17 protein-coding genes are annotated in these 13,953 nt (G+C 68.6%); 7 read left to right on the top strand and 10 right to left on the bottom strand.

The window, feature by feature from the left end; all coding sequences use genetic code 11:
• From SGR02S_RS14505 to SGR02S_RS14485, 5 genes are all read right to left on the bottom strand, one after another.
• Positions 1 to 393: endonuclease domain-containing protein (locus tag SGR02S_RS14505; RefSeq protein ID WP_067111284.1), on the bottom strand; the 393-nt coding region annotated here is incomplete at its 3' end.
• A 65-nt stretch (positions 394 to 458) separates the two neighbouring features.
• Positions 459 to 989 (bottom strand): GNAT family N-acetyltransferase, encoded by a 531-nt coding sequence (locus SGR02S_RS14500; RefSeq protein WP_067111280.1) that lies wholly within the window; start codon positions 987 to 989, stop codon positions 459 to 461.
• Positions 982 to 1,809 carry an SDR family oxidoreductase gene (locus SGR02S_RS14495; protein WP_067111277.1) on the bottom strand — a complete coding sequence of 276 codons (828 nt, stop codon included), beginning with the start codon at positions 1,807 to 1,809 and terminating at the stop codon, positions 982 to 984. Before SGR02S_RS14495 ends, SGR02S_RS14500 begins: the two co-directional genes overlap by 8 nt.
• A complete protein-coding gene (locus tag SGR02S_RS14490) occupies positions 1,806 to 2,888 on the bottom strand; it encodes a YihY/virulence factor BrkB family protein (protein ID WP_076074434.1) in 1,083 nt (360 codons plus the stop codon). The genes SGR02S_RS14495 and SGR02S_RS14490 overlap by 4 nt, the downstream gene beginning before the upstream one ends.
• Before the next feature lie 3 nt (positions 2,889 to 2,891).
• The gene (locus SGR02S_RS14485) at positions 2,892 to 3,821 is read right to left on the bottom strand and encodes a DnaJ C-terminal domain-containing protein (protein ID WP_067111274.1); all 930 of its coding nucleotides are present in this window, start codon (positions 3,819 to 3,821) and stop codon (positions 2,892 to 2,894) included.
• Between the two features lie 193 nt (positions 3,822 to 4,014).
• Here SGR02S_RS14485 and pdxH point away from each other — a divergent pair, with 193 nt between their 5' ends.
• Positions 4,015 to 4,593, top strand: coding sequence for a pyridoxamine 5'-phosphate oxidase (pdxH, locus tag SGR02S_RS14480; RefSeq protein WP_067111271.1), 579 nt, complete (start codon positions 4,015 to 4,017; stop codon positions 4,591 to 4,593).
• Positions 4,590 to 5,417 (top strand): PhzF family phenazine biosynthesis protein, encoded by an 828-nt coding sequence (locus tag SGR02S_RS14475; RefSeq protein WP_067111268.1) that lies wholly within the window; start codon positions 4,590 to 4,592, stop codon positions 5,415 to 5,417. Before pdxH ends, SGR02S_RS14475 begins: the two co-directional genes overlap by 4 nt.
• Positions 5,418 to 5,440: 23 nt before the next feature.
• Here SGR02S_RS14475 and SGR02S_RS14470 read toward each other — a convergent pair whose 3' ends face one another.
• Entirely contained in the window at positions 5,441 to 6,598 is a 1,158-nt protein-coding gene (locus SGR02S_RS14470) for a serine hydrolase domain-containing protein (RefSeq protein ID WP_067111265.1), read from the bottom strand.
• Between the two features lie 8 nt (positions 6,599 to 6,606).
• Here SGR02S_RS14470 and SGR02S_RS20730 point away from each other — a divergent pair, with 8 nt between their 5' ends.
• On the top strand, positions 6,607 to 7,044 hold the full coding sequence (locus tag SGR02S_RS20730) for a hypothetical protein (protein WP_337180174.1): 438 nt from the start codon (positions 6,607 to 6,609) through the stop codon (positions 7,042 to 7,044).
• Here SGR02S_RS20730 and SGR02S_RS14460 read toward each other — a convergent pair.
• The 3 genes from SGR02S_RS14460 to SGR02S_RS14450 form a co-directional block, all read right to left on the bottom strand.
• Complete coding sequence (locus SGR02S_RS14460; RefSeq protein ID WP_067111262.1) at positions 7,041 to 7,961, bottom strand: alpha/beta fold hydrolase; 921 nt, start codon at positions 7,959 to 7,961, stop codon at positions 7,041 to 7,043. The two genes, SGR02S_RS20730 and SGR02S_RS14460, sit on opposite strands and share 4 nt — an antisense overlap.
• A 73-nt stretch (positions 7,962 to 8,034) precedes the next feature.
• Positions 8,035 to 8,922: a pirin family protein gene (locus SGR02S_RS14455; RefSeq protein WP_067111259.1), complete on the bottom strand. Its 888-nt coding sequence runs from the start codon at positions 8,920 to 8,922 to the stop codon at positions 8,035 to 8,037.
• Positions 8,919 to 9,167 (bottom strand): BolA family protein, encoded by a 249-nt coding sequence (locus tag SGR02S_RS14450; RefSeq protein ID WP_082797163.1) that lies wholly within the window; start codon positions 9,165 to 9,167, stop codon positions 8,919 to 8,921. Before SGR02S_RS14450 ends, SGR02S_RS14455 begins: the two co-directional genes overlap by 4 nt.
• A gap of 76 nt (positions 9,168 to 9,243) precedes the next feature.
• On the opposite strand from SGR02S_RS14450, the gene SGR02S_RS14445 reads away from it, so the two are divergent.
• The 3 genes from SGR02S_RS14445 (at position 9,244) to cobS (ending at position 11,366) form a co-directional block, all read left to right on the top strand.
• The gene (locus SGR02S_RS14445) at positions 9,244 to 9,834 is read left to right on the top strand and encodes a DnaJ domain-containing protein (protein ID WP_067111254.1); all 591 of its coding nucleotides are present in this window, start codon (positions 9,244 to 9,246) and stop codon (positions 9,832 to 9,834) included.
• A gap of 11 nt (positions 9,835 to 9,845) precedes the next feature.
• The gene (locus SGR02S_RS14440) at positions 9,846 to 10,283 is read left to right on the top strand and encodes a nuclear transport factor 2 family protein (protein WP_067111251.1); all 438 of its coding nucleotides are present in this window, start codon (positions 9,846 to 9,848) and stop codon (positions 10,281 to 10,283) included.
• Between the two features lie 93 nt (positions 10,284 to 10,376).
• Positions 10,377 to 11,366, top strand: a complete 990-nt coding sequence (cobS, locus tag SGR02S_RS14435) for a cobaltochelatase subunit CobS (RefSeq protein ID WP_067111248.1) — start codon at positions 10,377 to 10,379, stop codon at positions 11,364 to 11,366.
• A gap of 18 nt (positions 11,367 to 11,384) precedes the next feature.
• Here the strand turns inward: cobS and SGR02S_RS14430 are convergent, their stop codons facing one another.
• Positions 11,385 to 12,449 carry a DUF5694 domain-containing protein gene (locus SGR02S_RS14430; protein WP_067111246.1) on the bottom strand — a complete coding sequence of 355 codons (1,065 nt, stop codon included), beginning with the start codon at positions 12,447 to 12,449 and terminating at the stop codon, positions 11,385 to 11,387.
• 119 nt (positions 12,450 to 12,568) lie between these two features.
• Here SGR02S_RS14430 and SGR02S_RS14425 point away from each other — a divergent pair, with 119 nt between their 5' ends.
• Positions 12,569 to 13,807, top strand: coding sequence for an alpha/beta hydrolase (locus SGR02S_RS14425; RefSeq protein WP_082797165.1), 1,239 nt, complete (start codon positions 12,569 to 12,571; stop codon positions 13,805 to 13,807).
• Positions 13,808 to 13,953: the final 146 nt, after the last annotated feature.

Raw genomic sequence — 13,953 nt, 5'->3', positions numbered from 1 at the left:
CCCGCGCGGCGCAGCCGCGTGGGAGGGTGAGGGGCCGCCAGCCAGAGCAGCCTCGATCGCCTGACGGACGCCCTCCGGATTCTCCATCACATCCCGATTGGTGAAGCGTAGCACCCGATATCCCTCTTTCGCCAAAAACGCCGTGCGCCGCGCGTCATAGTCGATCTGAAACGCATGGCTATCGCCATCGACCTCTATCACCAGTCGCGCGGATTGACAGACAAAGTCGGCGATGAAGGGCCCAAGCCGCTGCTGGCGGCGGAACTTATGGCCGCCAAGTGCCGAGCCGCGCAGCACCGGCCACAGCTTTTTCTCGGCAGGCGTGGAATCGCGCCGAAGCGCACGGGCGCGATCGATGGTGCCATCGCGTATTTCGAAGCGGCTTTTCGTCACGCCCTCACCCTCCCATCGCTTCGCGACGGGCCCCTCCCTCTCCCCCGAGGGGAGAGGGGGTTATCCTACCCCATCCGGCCAAACGCCGGCGCATAATCCGCGCGCCCGCCTAACGGCCAGGGCGTGTGCGAGTCCAGCATCATCGCCATGAAATGCGGCCCCGCGAAGGGCGAAGCGAAGCGCGCGGCGAGATCGGGCGAATAGCCGAAGCGCGGGTAATAGGCCTCGTTCCCGAGCACGAAGCTGATTGCCACACCCTGCGCGCGCAGCGCGTCGAGCCCGGCGCGGATCAGCGCGGCGCCGATGCCCCGTCCCTGCAGCGCCGGCGCCACCGACACGGGCGCGAGGCCGGCGGCGGACAGCGCCGCGCCATCGGCCTCGACGTCCATGCGGCTGAACAGCACATGCCCCGCGACCGCACCGCCCGCTTCCGCGACGAGCGAGACCAGCGCGTCGCCGTCCGCCTCCAGCATCCGCACCAGTTCCGCCTCGCCCTGATGGCCATGCTCCGACCCGGTGAAGGCGGCGCGGATGACGGCGTCGATCGCGCCCGCATCCTCCGCGCGCGCGGGCCGGATCACCGGCGCATCAGGCAAGCGCGATGTCCGGCGCGTCTTCCTGCTTCATGCCGATGGTGTGATAGCCCGCATCGACATGGTGCGTCTCGCCGGTGACGCCCGAGGCAAGGTCGCTCAGCAGATAGAGCGCCGAGCCGCCGACATCGTCGATGGTGACGTTGCGCCGCAGCGGGGCATTATATTCGTTCCATTTCAGGATCAGGCGGAAATCGCCGATGCCGCTCGCCGCCAGCGTCTTGATCGGCCCCGCCGAAATGGCGTTCACGCGAACCCCCTGCGGGCCGTAGTCGTTGGCGAGATATTTGACGCTGGTTTCCAGCGCCGACTTGGCGACGCCCATGACGTTGTAATGCGGGATCACCTTTTCGGCGCCGTAATAGGACAAGGTCAGCATCGCGCCCCCGCCCTCGCCCGTCTCGGGATCCTTCGGCGGCATCATCGCCGCGGCACGCCTGGCGACCGCGGTGAAGCTGTAGACGCTGATGTTCATCGTCATCAGGAAATCCTCGAGCCCGATGTCGGCATAGTGGCCGCGCAGCGCCTCCTTGTTGGTATAGCCGATCGCGTGGACGACGAAATCGATCGTCGGCCAGCGCGCCGCGAGCGTGGCGAAAGCCTGGTCGAGATTCGCCATGTCGGACACGTCGCAGTCGATCAGCAGGTCGCAGCCCAGTTCGTCCGCCAGCGGCTTCACCCGCTTGAGCATCACCTCGCCCTGATAGCTGATCGCGAGTTCGGCGCCCGCGCCGTGCAGCGCTTTCGCGATCCCCCATGCGAGCGACTTGTCGTTCGCGAGGCCCATGATCAACCCGCGCTTGCCCTTCATCAGACCCGTCATTCCGTTTCTCCGGTCTTGTCGTCTTCGATTATGATGTCGTCCACGCGCCCAATAGCGTCGTGACCCAGATCCTCAACCTCGACCAGCGCGGCATTGAGCTCGGCACCCATCACCATACCCAATCCGACGAGGTAGAAAAAGAAAAGCGCGACCATCACCCCCGCGAGGCTGCCATAGGTCGCGTCATAGCTGAGCAGGCTGGCGAGCAGCGGCGGCAGCGCCAGCGTCACCGCGATCCACCACGAGGTCGTGAACAGCGCGCCCGGCCATTTCGGGCATTTGAGCTTGCGGTATTTCGACGGCGTCAGCGAATAGAAGAGCATGTAGATGGCGAGGAACAGCCCCGCCCCCGACACCCCGCGCGAAATCAGCACGACGCCCCACGCCTGATATTGTTCGGGCAGCACGCGCGTGACGAACTGTTCGATCCCGACGATCAGCACCTGCATGCTGAACGACAGCAGCATCAGCACCACCGCGCCGGTGATGATGCCGATCGACAGCAGCCGGTAATGGAAGAAGCCCTTGGAGAAATGGGTGCCGTAGGCGCGGCGCAATATGTCGCGGATCGTTTCGACCAGGCTGCCCACCGTCCACAGCGCGACGATCGCGCCGAGCCACAGGAATAGGCCGGTGCGCGCCCCCATCACCTCGCGGATCGGCCCGGCCAGCGCCTTGGCGACCGTCGGCGGCATCAGCGAAAAGACCGCGGCGATCGCTTCCTCGCCGCCCGCGCTGCCGCCGAACAGGCTCAGCGCGGCGGCGAGCAGGATGAAGAAGGGAAAGAGCGCGATCAGCGCGAGATAGGCAAGGTTCCCCGCGTGGATGAAGCCGTCGGTATAGGTGCCCACCAGCACGCGGCGGACGATCGCGAAGGCGCGCGTTCCGGGTCCCAGCGTCTCGCGCCCGCGTTCGATGACCCCCTGCGCCCGCGCGCGCAGATGCAGGCGCTTGGCGCGTTCGGCGCGCGCTTCGGGCGAGTGCGGCGAATGCCCTTCGGCGCGGAACTCCCGCTCGACCTCGTCGGCGATTTCGCGCTCGAGCGCGGCGGACGATTTCCTCTGGCTGCGATCAGCCACGCATCACACGCCGAGTTCGGCCCGGACGGCGCGCGTATCGGTCCATTCGTCCACGATCCGGCGGAGCGCGGGGTCGTCCTTCGGCAGGTCGACCATCAGCCGCACCAGCTGATCGCCGCGCCCGCCGCTCTTCTGGCTGAATCCCTTGCCCTTGAGCCGCATCACCTTGCCCGACGTCGACCCGGCCGGGATCGACAGCATCACCGGCCCGTCGACCGTCGGCACCTTGACCTTCGCGCCCTTCACCGCCTCGGCCAGCGTCACCGGCAGGTCGAGGCGGATGTTGCTGCCGTCGCGCACGAAGAAGGGATGGTCCTTGACCGTGATGGTGACGATGCCGTCGCCATTGCCGCCCGGTCCCGGCTGCCCCTTTCCGGCGAGCCGCATCTGCGTCCCCGTCTCGACCCCCGCGGGCAGCTTGAGGTCGATGGTCTTGCCGTCGGCCAGGGTGATGCGCTGCATCGCCTGCGTCGCGGCGTCGATGAAGGACACCGACAGGCGATAGGCGACATTGGCGCCCTTCGGCGGCGGGGCGCTGCGCGCGCCGAAGCCGCCGAACGGCCCCCCGCCGCCGCCGCGCCCGCCGAACAGACCCTCGAAGATATCGCCGAAATCGGCGCTCTCGCCGCCGAACCCCCGGAAGTCGCCCTGCGGCCCGCCGCGTGGGTCGCCGCGAAAGCCGCCGCCGCCATAGCCGAAGGGCATGGCGGGATTGCCGTCGGCGTCGATCTCGCCGCGGTCGAACTGCCCGCGCTTTTCCTTGTCGGACAGCAGGTCATAGGCCTTGGTGACGTCGGAGAATTTCTCCGCCGCCTTCGGATTGTCCTTGTTCCGGTCGGGGTGCAACTGCTTGGCGAGCTTGCGATAAGCGGACTTGATCTCCGCTTCGCTGGCGTTTTTCGCCACGCCGAGGGTGGAATAGGGATCTGCCATATATCTTCTGTAGCCCGATAAGTGACTGGCCGTGAAGGCCCATTGCGCGGCGATGTGGGAATGGCGCGCGGGGCGGTCAAGTTCCCCGACAACAGCTCCGTCTTCCGTCACCCCCGACTTGCTCCGGCGTGACGATAGGATCGGGGACGGCTTTTGCTCGACCACAGGCCGGCAGCGCATTAGAAGCGCCCGCATGACCACCGACCCCTTCGCCCTGTTCGATGCCTGGTATGCCGAAGCGCGCGCCGGCGAACCCAACGACAGCAATGCGATGGCGCTCGCCACCGCGACGCCCGACGGCCGCCCGTCGGTGCGGATGGTGCTGCTCAAGGAGCATGGCCCCGACGGCTTCGTCTTCTACACCAACCTCGACAGCCGCAAGGGCGAGGAACTGGCCGCGAACCGTCACGTCGCGCTGCTGTTCCACTGGAAATCGCTGCGCCGCCAGATTCGCATCGAGGGGGCAGCGGCGCCGGTCGAGGCGAGCGTCGCCGACGCCTATTTCGCGACCCGCGGCCGCGATTCGCAGCTCGGTGCCTGGGCCAGCGAGCAGTCGCGGCCGCTCGACAGCTATGCGACCTTCGAGGCGCGCTTCGCCGCGATGCAGGCGCGCTTCGAGGGGCAGGACGTGCCGCGCCCGCCGCGCTGGTCGGGCTGGCGCGTGACGCCCGAACGAATCGAGTTCTGGCAGGACCGCGCGCACCGCCTGCACGAGCGCACGCTGTTCGTGCGCGAAGGCCGTACATGGTCGAAAGGACTGCTGTTCCCATGAGCTGGCGCCGCTTTCCCGTCACGCGCGTCGACGCCTTTGCCGACCGCGCCTTCACAGGCAACCCCGCCGCGGTGATGCCGCTCGACGAATGGCTCGACGACGCGACGCTGCTGGCGATGGCGGCGGAGAACAACCTGTCCGAAACCGCCTTTCTGGTCCCCGATGAAAGCGAAGCCGCCGATTATGAGCTGCGCTGGTTCACGCCGGGCGTCGAAATCGCGCTGTGCGGCCATGCGACGCTGGCAAGCGGCCATGTCCTGCTGTCGGCCGCGCCGTGGCGCGACGCAATGACCTTCCGCACGCGCAAGGCGGGAATATTGACGGTCGCGCGCGCCGGGGACGACGACGGCGACGACGTCTATCGCATGATCCTGCCCGCCTATCGCCCCGAACCGAAGCCTTTGCCCGACATCGCGGCGGCCGTCGGCGGGCGACCGGTCGAGACGCTGTGGCATGGCGGCGGCTATGCCCTGCTGGTCTATGCGAGCGCGGCCGAGGTGCGTGCGCTGACGCCCGACATGGCGGCTCTGCGCGCGCAAGGCGAAGTGCTGGCGATCGCGACGGCGCCCGGCACCGACGATCCCTCGGCCGCCGATTTCGTCAGCCGGGTCTTCGTCCCCGGCGCGGGCGTCGATGAAGATCCCGTGACGGGATCGGCGCATTGCGTGCTGACCCCCTATTGGTCCGCGCAGCTCGGCCGCGAACGCCTTTCGGCGTGGCAGGCCAGCAGGCGCGGCGGCTCGGTCGGTTGCCGCATGGACGGCGATCAGGTCGAACTCACGGGATGCTGCGTGACGACGCTGGTGGGCGATTTCCTGCTCTGACCGAACGCCTTATCGCGTCGCCGTCACAGCACCTCCTGCAAATCCGCCAGATGCCGCCGCAGCGCCGGAAACTGGTCGTCGCTGGTGATTCCCAGCCGCACGATCGTCACCCGCTGCGACGGCGAAACGATGATATATTGCCCCTGGTGGCCGATGCAGGCGAACAGATCGTTCGGCCCGCGGTCGGGCCACAGCGCGGCATCGGCGCCGCGTGGCCGCTGACGGTTCAGCCAGATATGCCCGCCATAGCCCGCGTCGGCGGGCGACGGCGACAGCATGAAGCGCATCCAGCTTTCGGGCAGCAGCCGCTGGCCGTCGACCACGCCGTGATTGCGCAGGAATTCGCCGAACTTCGCATAGTCGCGCGCGGTGGCATGCATGATCGACCCGCCGATCATCGTTCCCTTCGCGTCGAACTCGGGGGTCAGGCTGGTCATGCCGAGCGGTTCGATCAGCCGCCCCTGGATGAAGTCGCGCACCGCCTCGCGCCGCGCCTCGGGGCTGGGCGACGGGGTCAGCGTGTCGGCGAGGATATCGGCGAGGATGACGCTGGTCGCCGAGCTGTAGTTGAACAGCTCGCCCGGCCGCGCGACCGCCGGCTTCGCCTCGGCGAAACCCGCCATGTCCTGCGCGCCGGGGCCGAAGAGCATGTCGACCGTGTCGCCCTTCCAGACCGGGTCGCCCACCTCGACATGTTCGATGCCGGAGGTCATGTGGAGCAGGTCGCGCAGCGCGATCGCGGCGCGCGGATCGCCGCTGCGCTGCCACGCCGCGACCGGCGCCGGACCGTCGAGCGACAATTGCCCGTCGGCGACGAGGAAGCCGGTGAGCACCGCGGTGATGCTCTTCGCCATCGACCAGCTGATCAGCTTGCTGTCGGGCCCGAAGCCATCGCCATATCGTTCATAGATCGGCTTGCCGTCGCGCAGCACATAGAGCGCGCGCGTCTCGCCGACCGCGCCGGCGTCGGCGAACAGCGCGTCGGCGCGCGCTTTCACCGCCGGATCGAGCGCGGGAAGCGGCGGCAGCGTCTCGGCGGCAATCGCCGGGTCGGGCGCCGCGCCGAACCGCGGGGCCGGCACCGGCGCCGCTGTCGCGCCCTGCCCCGCCGCCTGCGTCAGCGACCAGCCGCCCAGCATCGCGAGCACGGCACTTGCCAGCATGGCTTTTTTCGTGATCATGGCACCCCGTGAGTAACACCAACCCGCCACAGACGGCAACGGGCGAACCGACGCCGCCGGCCGCGCCCACCCCACCGCCGCCGAGGCCCGAGGTGCCGGCGCATCTGCGCGGGCGCAAGCGGGGCGCGAGCCGCTGGGGCGGCTGCCTGCCGTGGGCGGCGATCGTCGGGGTGCTGCTGCTCGCCTTCCTGATCTGGAAATTCCCGTCGTTCAAGGCGCAGGCCGAACTCGGCTCGGCCTATGCCGCGCGGGTCGGCTGCTCGTGCCGCTACGTTCAGGGCCGCAGCCTCGAAAGCTGCCAGAGTGATTTCGAACCGGGAATGGAGCTGGTATCGCTGAGCGAGGATCCGGCGACCAAGACGGTGACGGGCAGCGTCCCCCTCCTCGCCTCGCGCAGCGCGCGCTACGCGGGCGCCAGCGGTTGCCTGCTCGATCCGGTGCGCTAAGACGCCAGGAAAGCGTCCATCGCCGCATTGACCCGGTCGGGGGCTTCCCACGGCACGAAATGGCCGCAGCCCGGCACCTCGACGATCGTCGCGGCGGGAACCAGCTCGTCCAGCCCGTCGAGATTGCACGCCGGCAGCGCGACATCGTCGAGCGCCCAGATCACCAGCGTCGGGATCATCAGCTTCGGGAAAGGCGTCGCGGGCGGTTCGCCATAGGGCGCATCCATCGGCGGCACCTCGGCCGGCGAGCCGCGATACCAGTTGATCATCGCGCGGCACGCGTCGCGATCCTCCCAATCGACGATCAGCCGGGCGATCTCCTCGGGCGGCTGGATACCGCCGCTCGGCACGCGGCCGGCAAAGGCGTGCGCGAGCAGCCCGGCGATGCCCTGCTCCTCGATCAGCGCGTCGCTCGCCGGGTCGCGGAAGGTGCGGATATACTGGCTCGCCGCGCGCTGCTCCGGGTTGGTGAGCAGCAGGCGCTGGAAAATGGCCGGGTGCGGCGCATTGGCGATCACCGCGCGCGTCACGCGCCCCGCCCATTGCGGGTGCAGCCCGCCGGGCTGGCCGCCGAGCGCGACGCCCCACGCGATCGCCCCGCCCCAGTCGTGGCCGACGACGGTGAAACGCTCGACGCCGAGCGCATCGGCGAGCGCGAAGACGTCGGAGATCAGCTTGTCGGGCGTATAGGAGTCCGCGCCCTGCGGCTTCGACGAGCCGCGATAGCCGCGCTGGTCGGGCGCGATGCAGCGGAAGCGGTCGGCGAAATGCGGAAGCTGGTGGCGCCAGGTGCGGTGCGATTCGGGAAATCCGTGGAGGAAGACCAGCGCCGGCGCGTCGCGTGGCCCCATGTCGACGACGTCGAGGTCTACCCCGGTCGAAAGCGCCACCCGCTTCTGTTCGAAATCGCCCACCATCTCGCGCTCCTTCCATCTTCCGTCGGCGCGAAGGTGGCGGGATTATTTCCCGCTGACAAGCCTGTCAGTTCGATCAGGGATAGGCGGGCGTCTTCGGCATCCCGGGCAGCGGGATATATTCCTCGCTGTCGCCGGGGACGAGCGGGAATTTGCGATCCTTCCAGTCGTGCTTGGCCTCGTTGATCCGGTCGCGCGACGAGCTGACGAAATTCCACCACAGGTGCCGCGGCGTCGTGAAGGCCTCGCCGCCGAGCAGCATCACCCGCGCATCGCTCGCCGCGCGCAGCGTCATCGCCTCGCCGGGCTTCAGGATATAGAGGCTGTAGCGATCGAGCCTCTCGCCATCGAGGCTCGCATCGCCCAGCGCGACGACCACCGCGCGCTCGTCGGCCTCCGCCTCGATCGGGATCGCCGCCCCCGCCTTCATCGCGATGTCGGCATAGATGGTCGCTGCATGCTGGGTGATCGGCGAGCTTGCGCCCCACAGGCTGCCCATGATGACGCGCGCCGATACCTGCCCGTCGTCGATCAGCGGCAGTTCGTCCTGCGCGGCATGCTCGAACGCCGGGTCGATCTCCTCCTTGCCGTCGGGCAGCGCCAGCCACGTCTGCATGCCGGAGATCGCCGATCCGGTGGCGCGCTCGGCCGCCGGGGTGCGCTCCGAATGGACGATGCCGCGCCCGGCGGTCATCAGGTTGCAGGCGCCCGGACGGATCGTCGCAAAGGTGCCCAGGCTGTCGCGATGATCGATCGCGCCCTCGAACAGATAGGTGACGGTCGCCAGGTTGATGTGCGGGTGCGGCCGCACGTCCATCCCCTTGCCGATGTCGAAATGCGCCGGGCCGAACTGGTCGACGAAGATGAAGGGCCCGACCATCGTCCGTGCCTTGTCGGGCAGGGTCCGCCGCACGTCGAAGGCGCCGATGTCGTGCGTCGAGGGCGTGATCACCTGCATCGTCATTCTCCCGGCGCGGTCGCCCTGATCGCCAGCGCATGGACGCGCTGCCCCGGCAGATCGCCCAGCGCCTTGTTGACCGTCCGCTGGCGCGCGACGCGGTTCTGGCCCGCGAAGCCCGCCCATTCGATGCTCAGGCTGAAATGCGACTCGCCCGATCCATCGTCGCCGGCATGACCATGATGCTTCGCGCTGTCGTTGCTGAGGATGAAATCGGCGTCGGGGAAAGCGGCGCGCAACCGCTCCTCCATTTCGCGTTGGATTGGCATTTCGCGTTGGACTGGACCTTTTTGCGTCATGCCCCCATGTTGGGCGCGGACGTTCCCTATGACAAGCCCCCGCCCCAACCGATTCCACGGCCGCGTGCCCCGCGAGGCGCAATGCGAAGCCCCCGGCTGCACCGAGCCCGGCGAGTTCCGCGCCCCCGTCACCGGCCACCGCTCGCCCGACGGGCCGCCGCCGTGGCGCTGGCTGTGCCTCGACCATGTGCGCGAATTCAACGCCGGCTATAATTTCTTCGACGGAATGAACGCCGAGCAGATTCTGGCCGCGCAGTCGCCGACCGCGGGCTGGGAGACCGAGAGCCGCGCCTTCCGCGCCGCCGGCAGCGCCGATCTGCCGCCGCGCTGGGCCGATTTCCGCGATCCGATCGATGCGTTAGGCGCGCGCTTCCGCCAGCGGATGGACGAGGCGCGGCGGCAGGCCGCCGACCCGCGCTTCACCCGCGACGAGCATCGCGCGCTGGCGATGATGGGCCTGCCCGCCGACGCCGGGCGCGCCGCGCTCCGCCGCCGCTACAGCGAACTGGTCCGCCGCTATCACCCCGACCGCAACGGCGGCGACCGCAGCCACGAGACGCGGCTCGGCGAAGTGGTCGCGGCCTATCAGCTGCTGCGGAAGAACGCGGCCTTCGCATAGGGAGAGGATGGATGAGCGACCTCGACGAACGGCGGATCGAAACCGTGAAGCGCCACATGGCGCTGGAGATCGCGCAGGATTGGGACGGCGTCCTCGCGACCTTCGACCACCCGCGTTACGAACTGCTCGGCCCCGGCACCGTCTTCGACGGCGAGGCGGCGGTGCGCTCCTATTTCGCCTCGTCGCGCGAGCCGTTCCCCGACCAGGCGAACGAGATCATCGCGATCGCCGCCGACGCCGCGACCGACACGGTGCTCGTCGAATTCTGGCTGACCGGCACCCATCTCGGCCCGCTGCGCCTCGGCCTGCGCACCGTCGAGCCGACCGGCAAGGCGTTCCGCATCCGCATGGCGGCAAGCTTCGAATTCGCGCCCGGCAGCGACCGGATCGTCTGCGAACGGCCCTATTACGACCAATCCGCGGTAATGAAGGCGCTCGACCTGTTCTGAATAAGGCGTTGCAAGCCGCAACCCATGGCGATACCGCGACGGCGTAGCGCCGCCGGCGGCGACTCTCCCTCTTTGCCCTGCTGGACATTTGCCATGACCGATATTCCGAACAGCCTCCCCGATCATCACGGTTCGACGCTTCTCGCGGCGCCCGATACCGAGATCGACGCGCGCGAGGTCTTCGGCGTCGATATCGACATGAAGGTGCCCGCGTTCAGCGAGGCCGACGAGCGCGTGCCCGACCTCGACCCCGCCTATGTCTTCGACGGCGACACCACCCTCGCGATCCTCGCGGGCTTCAAATACAACCGCCGCGTGATGGTGCAGGGCTATCACGGCACCGGCAAGTCGACGCATATCGAGCAGATCGCGGCGCGGCTGAAATGGCCGTGCATCCGCGTCAACCTCGACGCGCACATCAGCCGCATCGACCTCGTTGGCCGCGACGCGATCGTGCTGCGCGACGGCCAGCAGGTCACCGAGTTCCGCGAGGGGCTGCTGCCCTGGGCGCTGCAGACGCCGACCGCGCTGGTCTTCGACGAATATGACGCCGGGCGCCCCGACGTGATGTTCGTGATCCAGCGCGTGCTGGAGACGGAGGGCAAGCTGACGCTGCTCGACCAGAATCGCGTGATCCGCCCGAACCCGCACTTCCGCCTGTTCTCGACCGCGAACACCGTCGGACTCGGCGACACCAGCGGGCTCTATCACGGCACGCAGCAGATCAACCAGGGGCAGATGGACCGCTGGAACATCGTCGTCACGCTCAACTATCTGCCCGCCGCCACCGAAAGCGCCATCATCCTCGCCAAGGTGCCGACCGCCGACGACGCGACCGTCGCCAATATGGTCAAGGTCGCCGACCTGACGCGCCAGGGCTTCATGGCCGGCGACATCTCGACCGTCATGTCGCCGCGCACGGTGATCAGCTGGGCGCAGAACACCGCCATCTTCAACAGCCTCGGCTTCGCCTTCCGCCTTTCCTTCCTCAACAAGTGCGACGAGGCGGAGCGGATGATCGTCGCCGAATATTATCAGCGCGTGTTCGGCGAGGACCTGCCCGAAAGCGTGGTCGGCAAGTAAAGCGGGAGCCGCCTCCCGCTATTGCAGCACCGTTTCGGCATCGACCAGCCGGACGTCGTGCATCCGGTGGAGATAAGCCTCGAAATAACCCTTGTGCGAGACGCCGACGATCGACAGCGTCCGTGATCCCGGCTGCGCCGCGATCGCCGCGCGGATGTTGGCGACCATGCGCAGGTTGCGCGCCTCCCACCAGCCGACATAGCGCCGGCCATAGCCCTCCGGCGACGGATCGGCGAGCGCGGCGCCGAAATCGCTGTCGAAGGCGACCTGCGCCGTTTCCGGTCGGTTATAGTCGCGATAGAGCGCCAGCACGCCCTCGTCGTCGAGCCGGGCCGTCAGCGCATCGTCCCGCGCCTTGCGCCGCTCGGCCACGGGATTGTTCCAGGCGCGGCGCATCGCCGCCTCGAAACCCGGATCATTGTCGAGCGACGCATTGATCGCGTCGGAACTGTGATCGTCCGCCGCATGGACGCGCTCGAGCCCGAGCCGCGCCGCGAGCGCCGCCGCGATCAGATAATCCTCGTTGCGCCGCGTCGTCAGCGCCGTGATTTCGGACGCCAGGGCTTCGTCCAGCCCGTCGCCGGCCCGCCGCTCGGCGGCCGGCAGGCGCAGCCACTGGACCAGCGCCGACGCCGGCTCGCCGCCCGCGAGGAACAGCGCCGCCAGATGGCGCCGGTCGGCCGGCTGCGGCTGCGCGGGCCAGGCGGCGAGCCGCCGGTCGGCCTCGGCCGTCGCCGCGGCCATGTCGAGCCCCAGCGCCTTCTGCGCCGGGCCCGGATCGCGGCAATAGGAGTCGTAGGTTCCCGGATAGCGCGCCTTGTAGCGCAGCATCATCTCGCATTCGGGGCCCGACACCGCCTCGATGGTGATGATATCTGGCTTCCACGCCGCGAGCCGCGCCAGTAGCGGTTCGAGATGCGCGGGATCGAAATCGGCGGGCAAGCCCGAAAGATGCGGCGTACCGAGCACGACGACGAGGTTCGGCGGCCCCGCGACCTGGCTCTTGAGCGCGGCCGGATCGAAAGCCGGAACATAGGGGACCTCCGCCCCCGCGGCGAGCAACAGGGCCAGCATTGCGGACATCGGCTTCTCTCCTGCATCAGAACTGCCCCTCGATAGACGAAGTGTATTATTCAATCAATACACATTGCGCCGACCGATTTCGGCTTTCCAAGCCGCGCCGCCTCTGCCAGCGTCCCGCGATGCGCCGACTTCGTGCGATCCGCGTTTTCCATCGCCGCCGTGCGCCGGCGCGCCGCCTGTCCGGCACCGCCGCCGCGTTCGCCGCGCTGGCGCTCGCCGGCTGCATCACGCCGGTCGATTACGGCAAGATCCGCCACGCCGCCTATGTCGCCGACCCGCGCTGCGATCCGAAGGCGGGCGCGCCGGTCGATGGCGAGGCGCTGCCGCTCTTCGTCGTCACCAGCCGCCTGCCCGACTGCCGGACGAGCGACCTTGCGCTGCTCGTTTATCGCGGCGACCGGGTGCGCCACGGCCGCTTCGCGGCGCCGCGCGAGGAAAAGGTCGACGGCAAGACGCGAACCCGCACTCCGCTCGCGCTGCAGGCGGAAGGCGACTGGTGGCGCGCGCTGCAGGCCGAGACCGATCGGCGCCAGGGGCGCGTGCTGCTCTATGTCCACGGTTACCGCGAAAGTTTCGAGACGACCGCCAGGGACGCGGCGCAGGTCGCGCGCATGACCGGCTTCGACGGCCCGACGGTCGCCTATAGCTGGCCGTCGCAGCACGACGTGTTCGGCTACATGGTCGACGAGACCAACATGTATCACGATGTCCGCAACTTTCGCGATTTCCTGAAGGCGCTCGCCGAGCAGCCGTGGGTGAAGGAGATCGTGATCGTCTCGCACTCACTCGGCGCGCGGCTCGTCGTTCCCGCCATCGCCTATGTCGACCGCGCCGCGCCGAGCGCCGACAGCCGCAACATCTCGAACATCATCCTCGCCTCGCCCGACATCGACCGCGAAACCTTCGAACGCGACATCGCCGACGGCGCGCTCACGCCCGCCAAGGTCGCCCGCGACCGGCATATCACCATCTATGTCTCGCTGCGCGACAAGGCGCTCGCCGCCTCGCGCGCGCTGCATGGCTATCCCCGGCTGGGCTCGCCCTATTGCTTCGATCCGTTCGAGGCCGCCGACCTGAAGGCCCGCGGGCTTCCCGAACGCTGCTATCCCGTCACGATCCCCGGCCTTACCGTCGTTGACACCACCGACGTGTCGCGCGGGTCGACCGGGCACAGCAATTTCCTGCGCAGCGCGGCGGCCTGCCGCGATTTCGTCGATGTCGTCGCGGGCCGGCGGACGCGCCCGGAGCGCATCGCGACGCATGTTTCGCATGTCTTCCGCTTGCTTCCCGACCCGGCAGCGCCCAAGAACGGCGACGACAGCATCTGCAACCGAATCCCCGATCCCAAAGCACCATGAGCCAATCCTCTCCCCTCGACGATTTCAAGACCGCGCTGTCGAGCGTCGTCGCCGACGGCGCGCTCACGCCCGCCAAGGTCGCCCGCGACCGGCATATCACCATCTATGTCTCGCTGCGCGACAAGGCGCTCGCCGCCTCGCGCGCG

It is taken from the genome of Sphingopyxis granuli NBRC 100800 (genome assembly GCF_001591045.1).
In the GTDB taxonomy this organism is placed as follows: domain Bacteria; phylum Pseudomonadota; class Alphaproteobacteria; order Sphingomonadales; family Sphingomonadaceae; genus Sphingopyxis; species Sphingopyxis granuli.
Note: the sequence above shows the minus strand (reverse complement) of the source record. Positions and strands in the feature narration are given on the sequence as shown.

Bases quoted from the DNA above. Each gene is read 5' to 3' on its own strand.
- pdxH (WP_067111271.1), top strand. From the start codon at position 4,015: ATGACCACCGACCCCTTCGCCCTGTTCGATGCCTGGTATGCCGAAGCG.
- cobS (WP_067111248.1), top strand. From the start codon at position 10,377: ATGACCGATATTCCGAACAGCCTCCCCGATCATCACGGTTCGACGCTT.
- SGR02S_RS14495 (WP_067111277.1), bottom strand. From the start codon at position 1,809: ATGACGGGTCTGATGAAGGGCAAGCGCGGGTTGATCATGGGCCTCGCG.
- SGR02S_RS14455 (WP_067111259.1), bottom strand. From the start codon at position 8,922: ATGACGATGCAGGTGATCACGCCCTCGACGCACGACATCGGCGCCTTC.
- SGR02S_RS14475 (WP_067111268.1), top strand. From the start codon at position 4,590: ATGAGCTGGCGCCGCTTTCCCGTCACGCGCGTCGACGCCTTTGCCGAC.
- SGR02S_RS14440 (WP_067111251.1), top strand. From the start codon at position 9,846: ATGAGCGACCTCGACGAACGGCGGATCGAAACCGTGAAGCGCCACATG.
- SGR02S_RS14425 (WP_082797165.1), top strand. From the start codon at position 12,569: ATGCGCCGACTTCGTGCGATCCGCGTTTTCCATCGCCGCCGTGCGCCG.
- SGR02S_RS14430 (WP_067111246.1), bottom strand. From the start codon at position 12,449: ATGTCCGCAATGCTGGCCCTGTTGCTCGCCGCGGGGGCGGAGGTCCCC.
- SGR02S_RS14450 (WP_082797163.1), bottom strand. From the start codon at position 9,167: ATGGAGGAGCGGTTGCGCGCCGCTTTCCCCGACGCCGATTTCATCCTC.
- SGR02S_RS14445 (WP_067111254.1), top strand. From the start codon at position 9,244: ATGACAAGCCCCCGCCCCAACCGATTCCACGGCCGCGTGCCCCGCGAG.
- SGR02S_RS14470 (WP_067111265.1), bottom strand. From the start codon at position 6,598: ATGATCACGAAAAAAGCCATGCTGGCAAGTGCCGTGCTCGCGATGCTG.
- SGR02S_RS14460 (WP_067111262.1), bottom strand. From the start codon at position 7,961: ATGGTGGGCGATTTCGAACAGAAGCGGGTGGCGCTTTCGACCGGGGTA.
- SGR02S_RS14485 (WP_067111274.1), bottom strand. From the start codon at position 3,821: ATGGCAGATCCCTATTCCACCCTCGGCGTGGCGAAAAACGCCAGCGAA.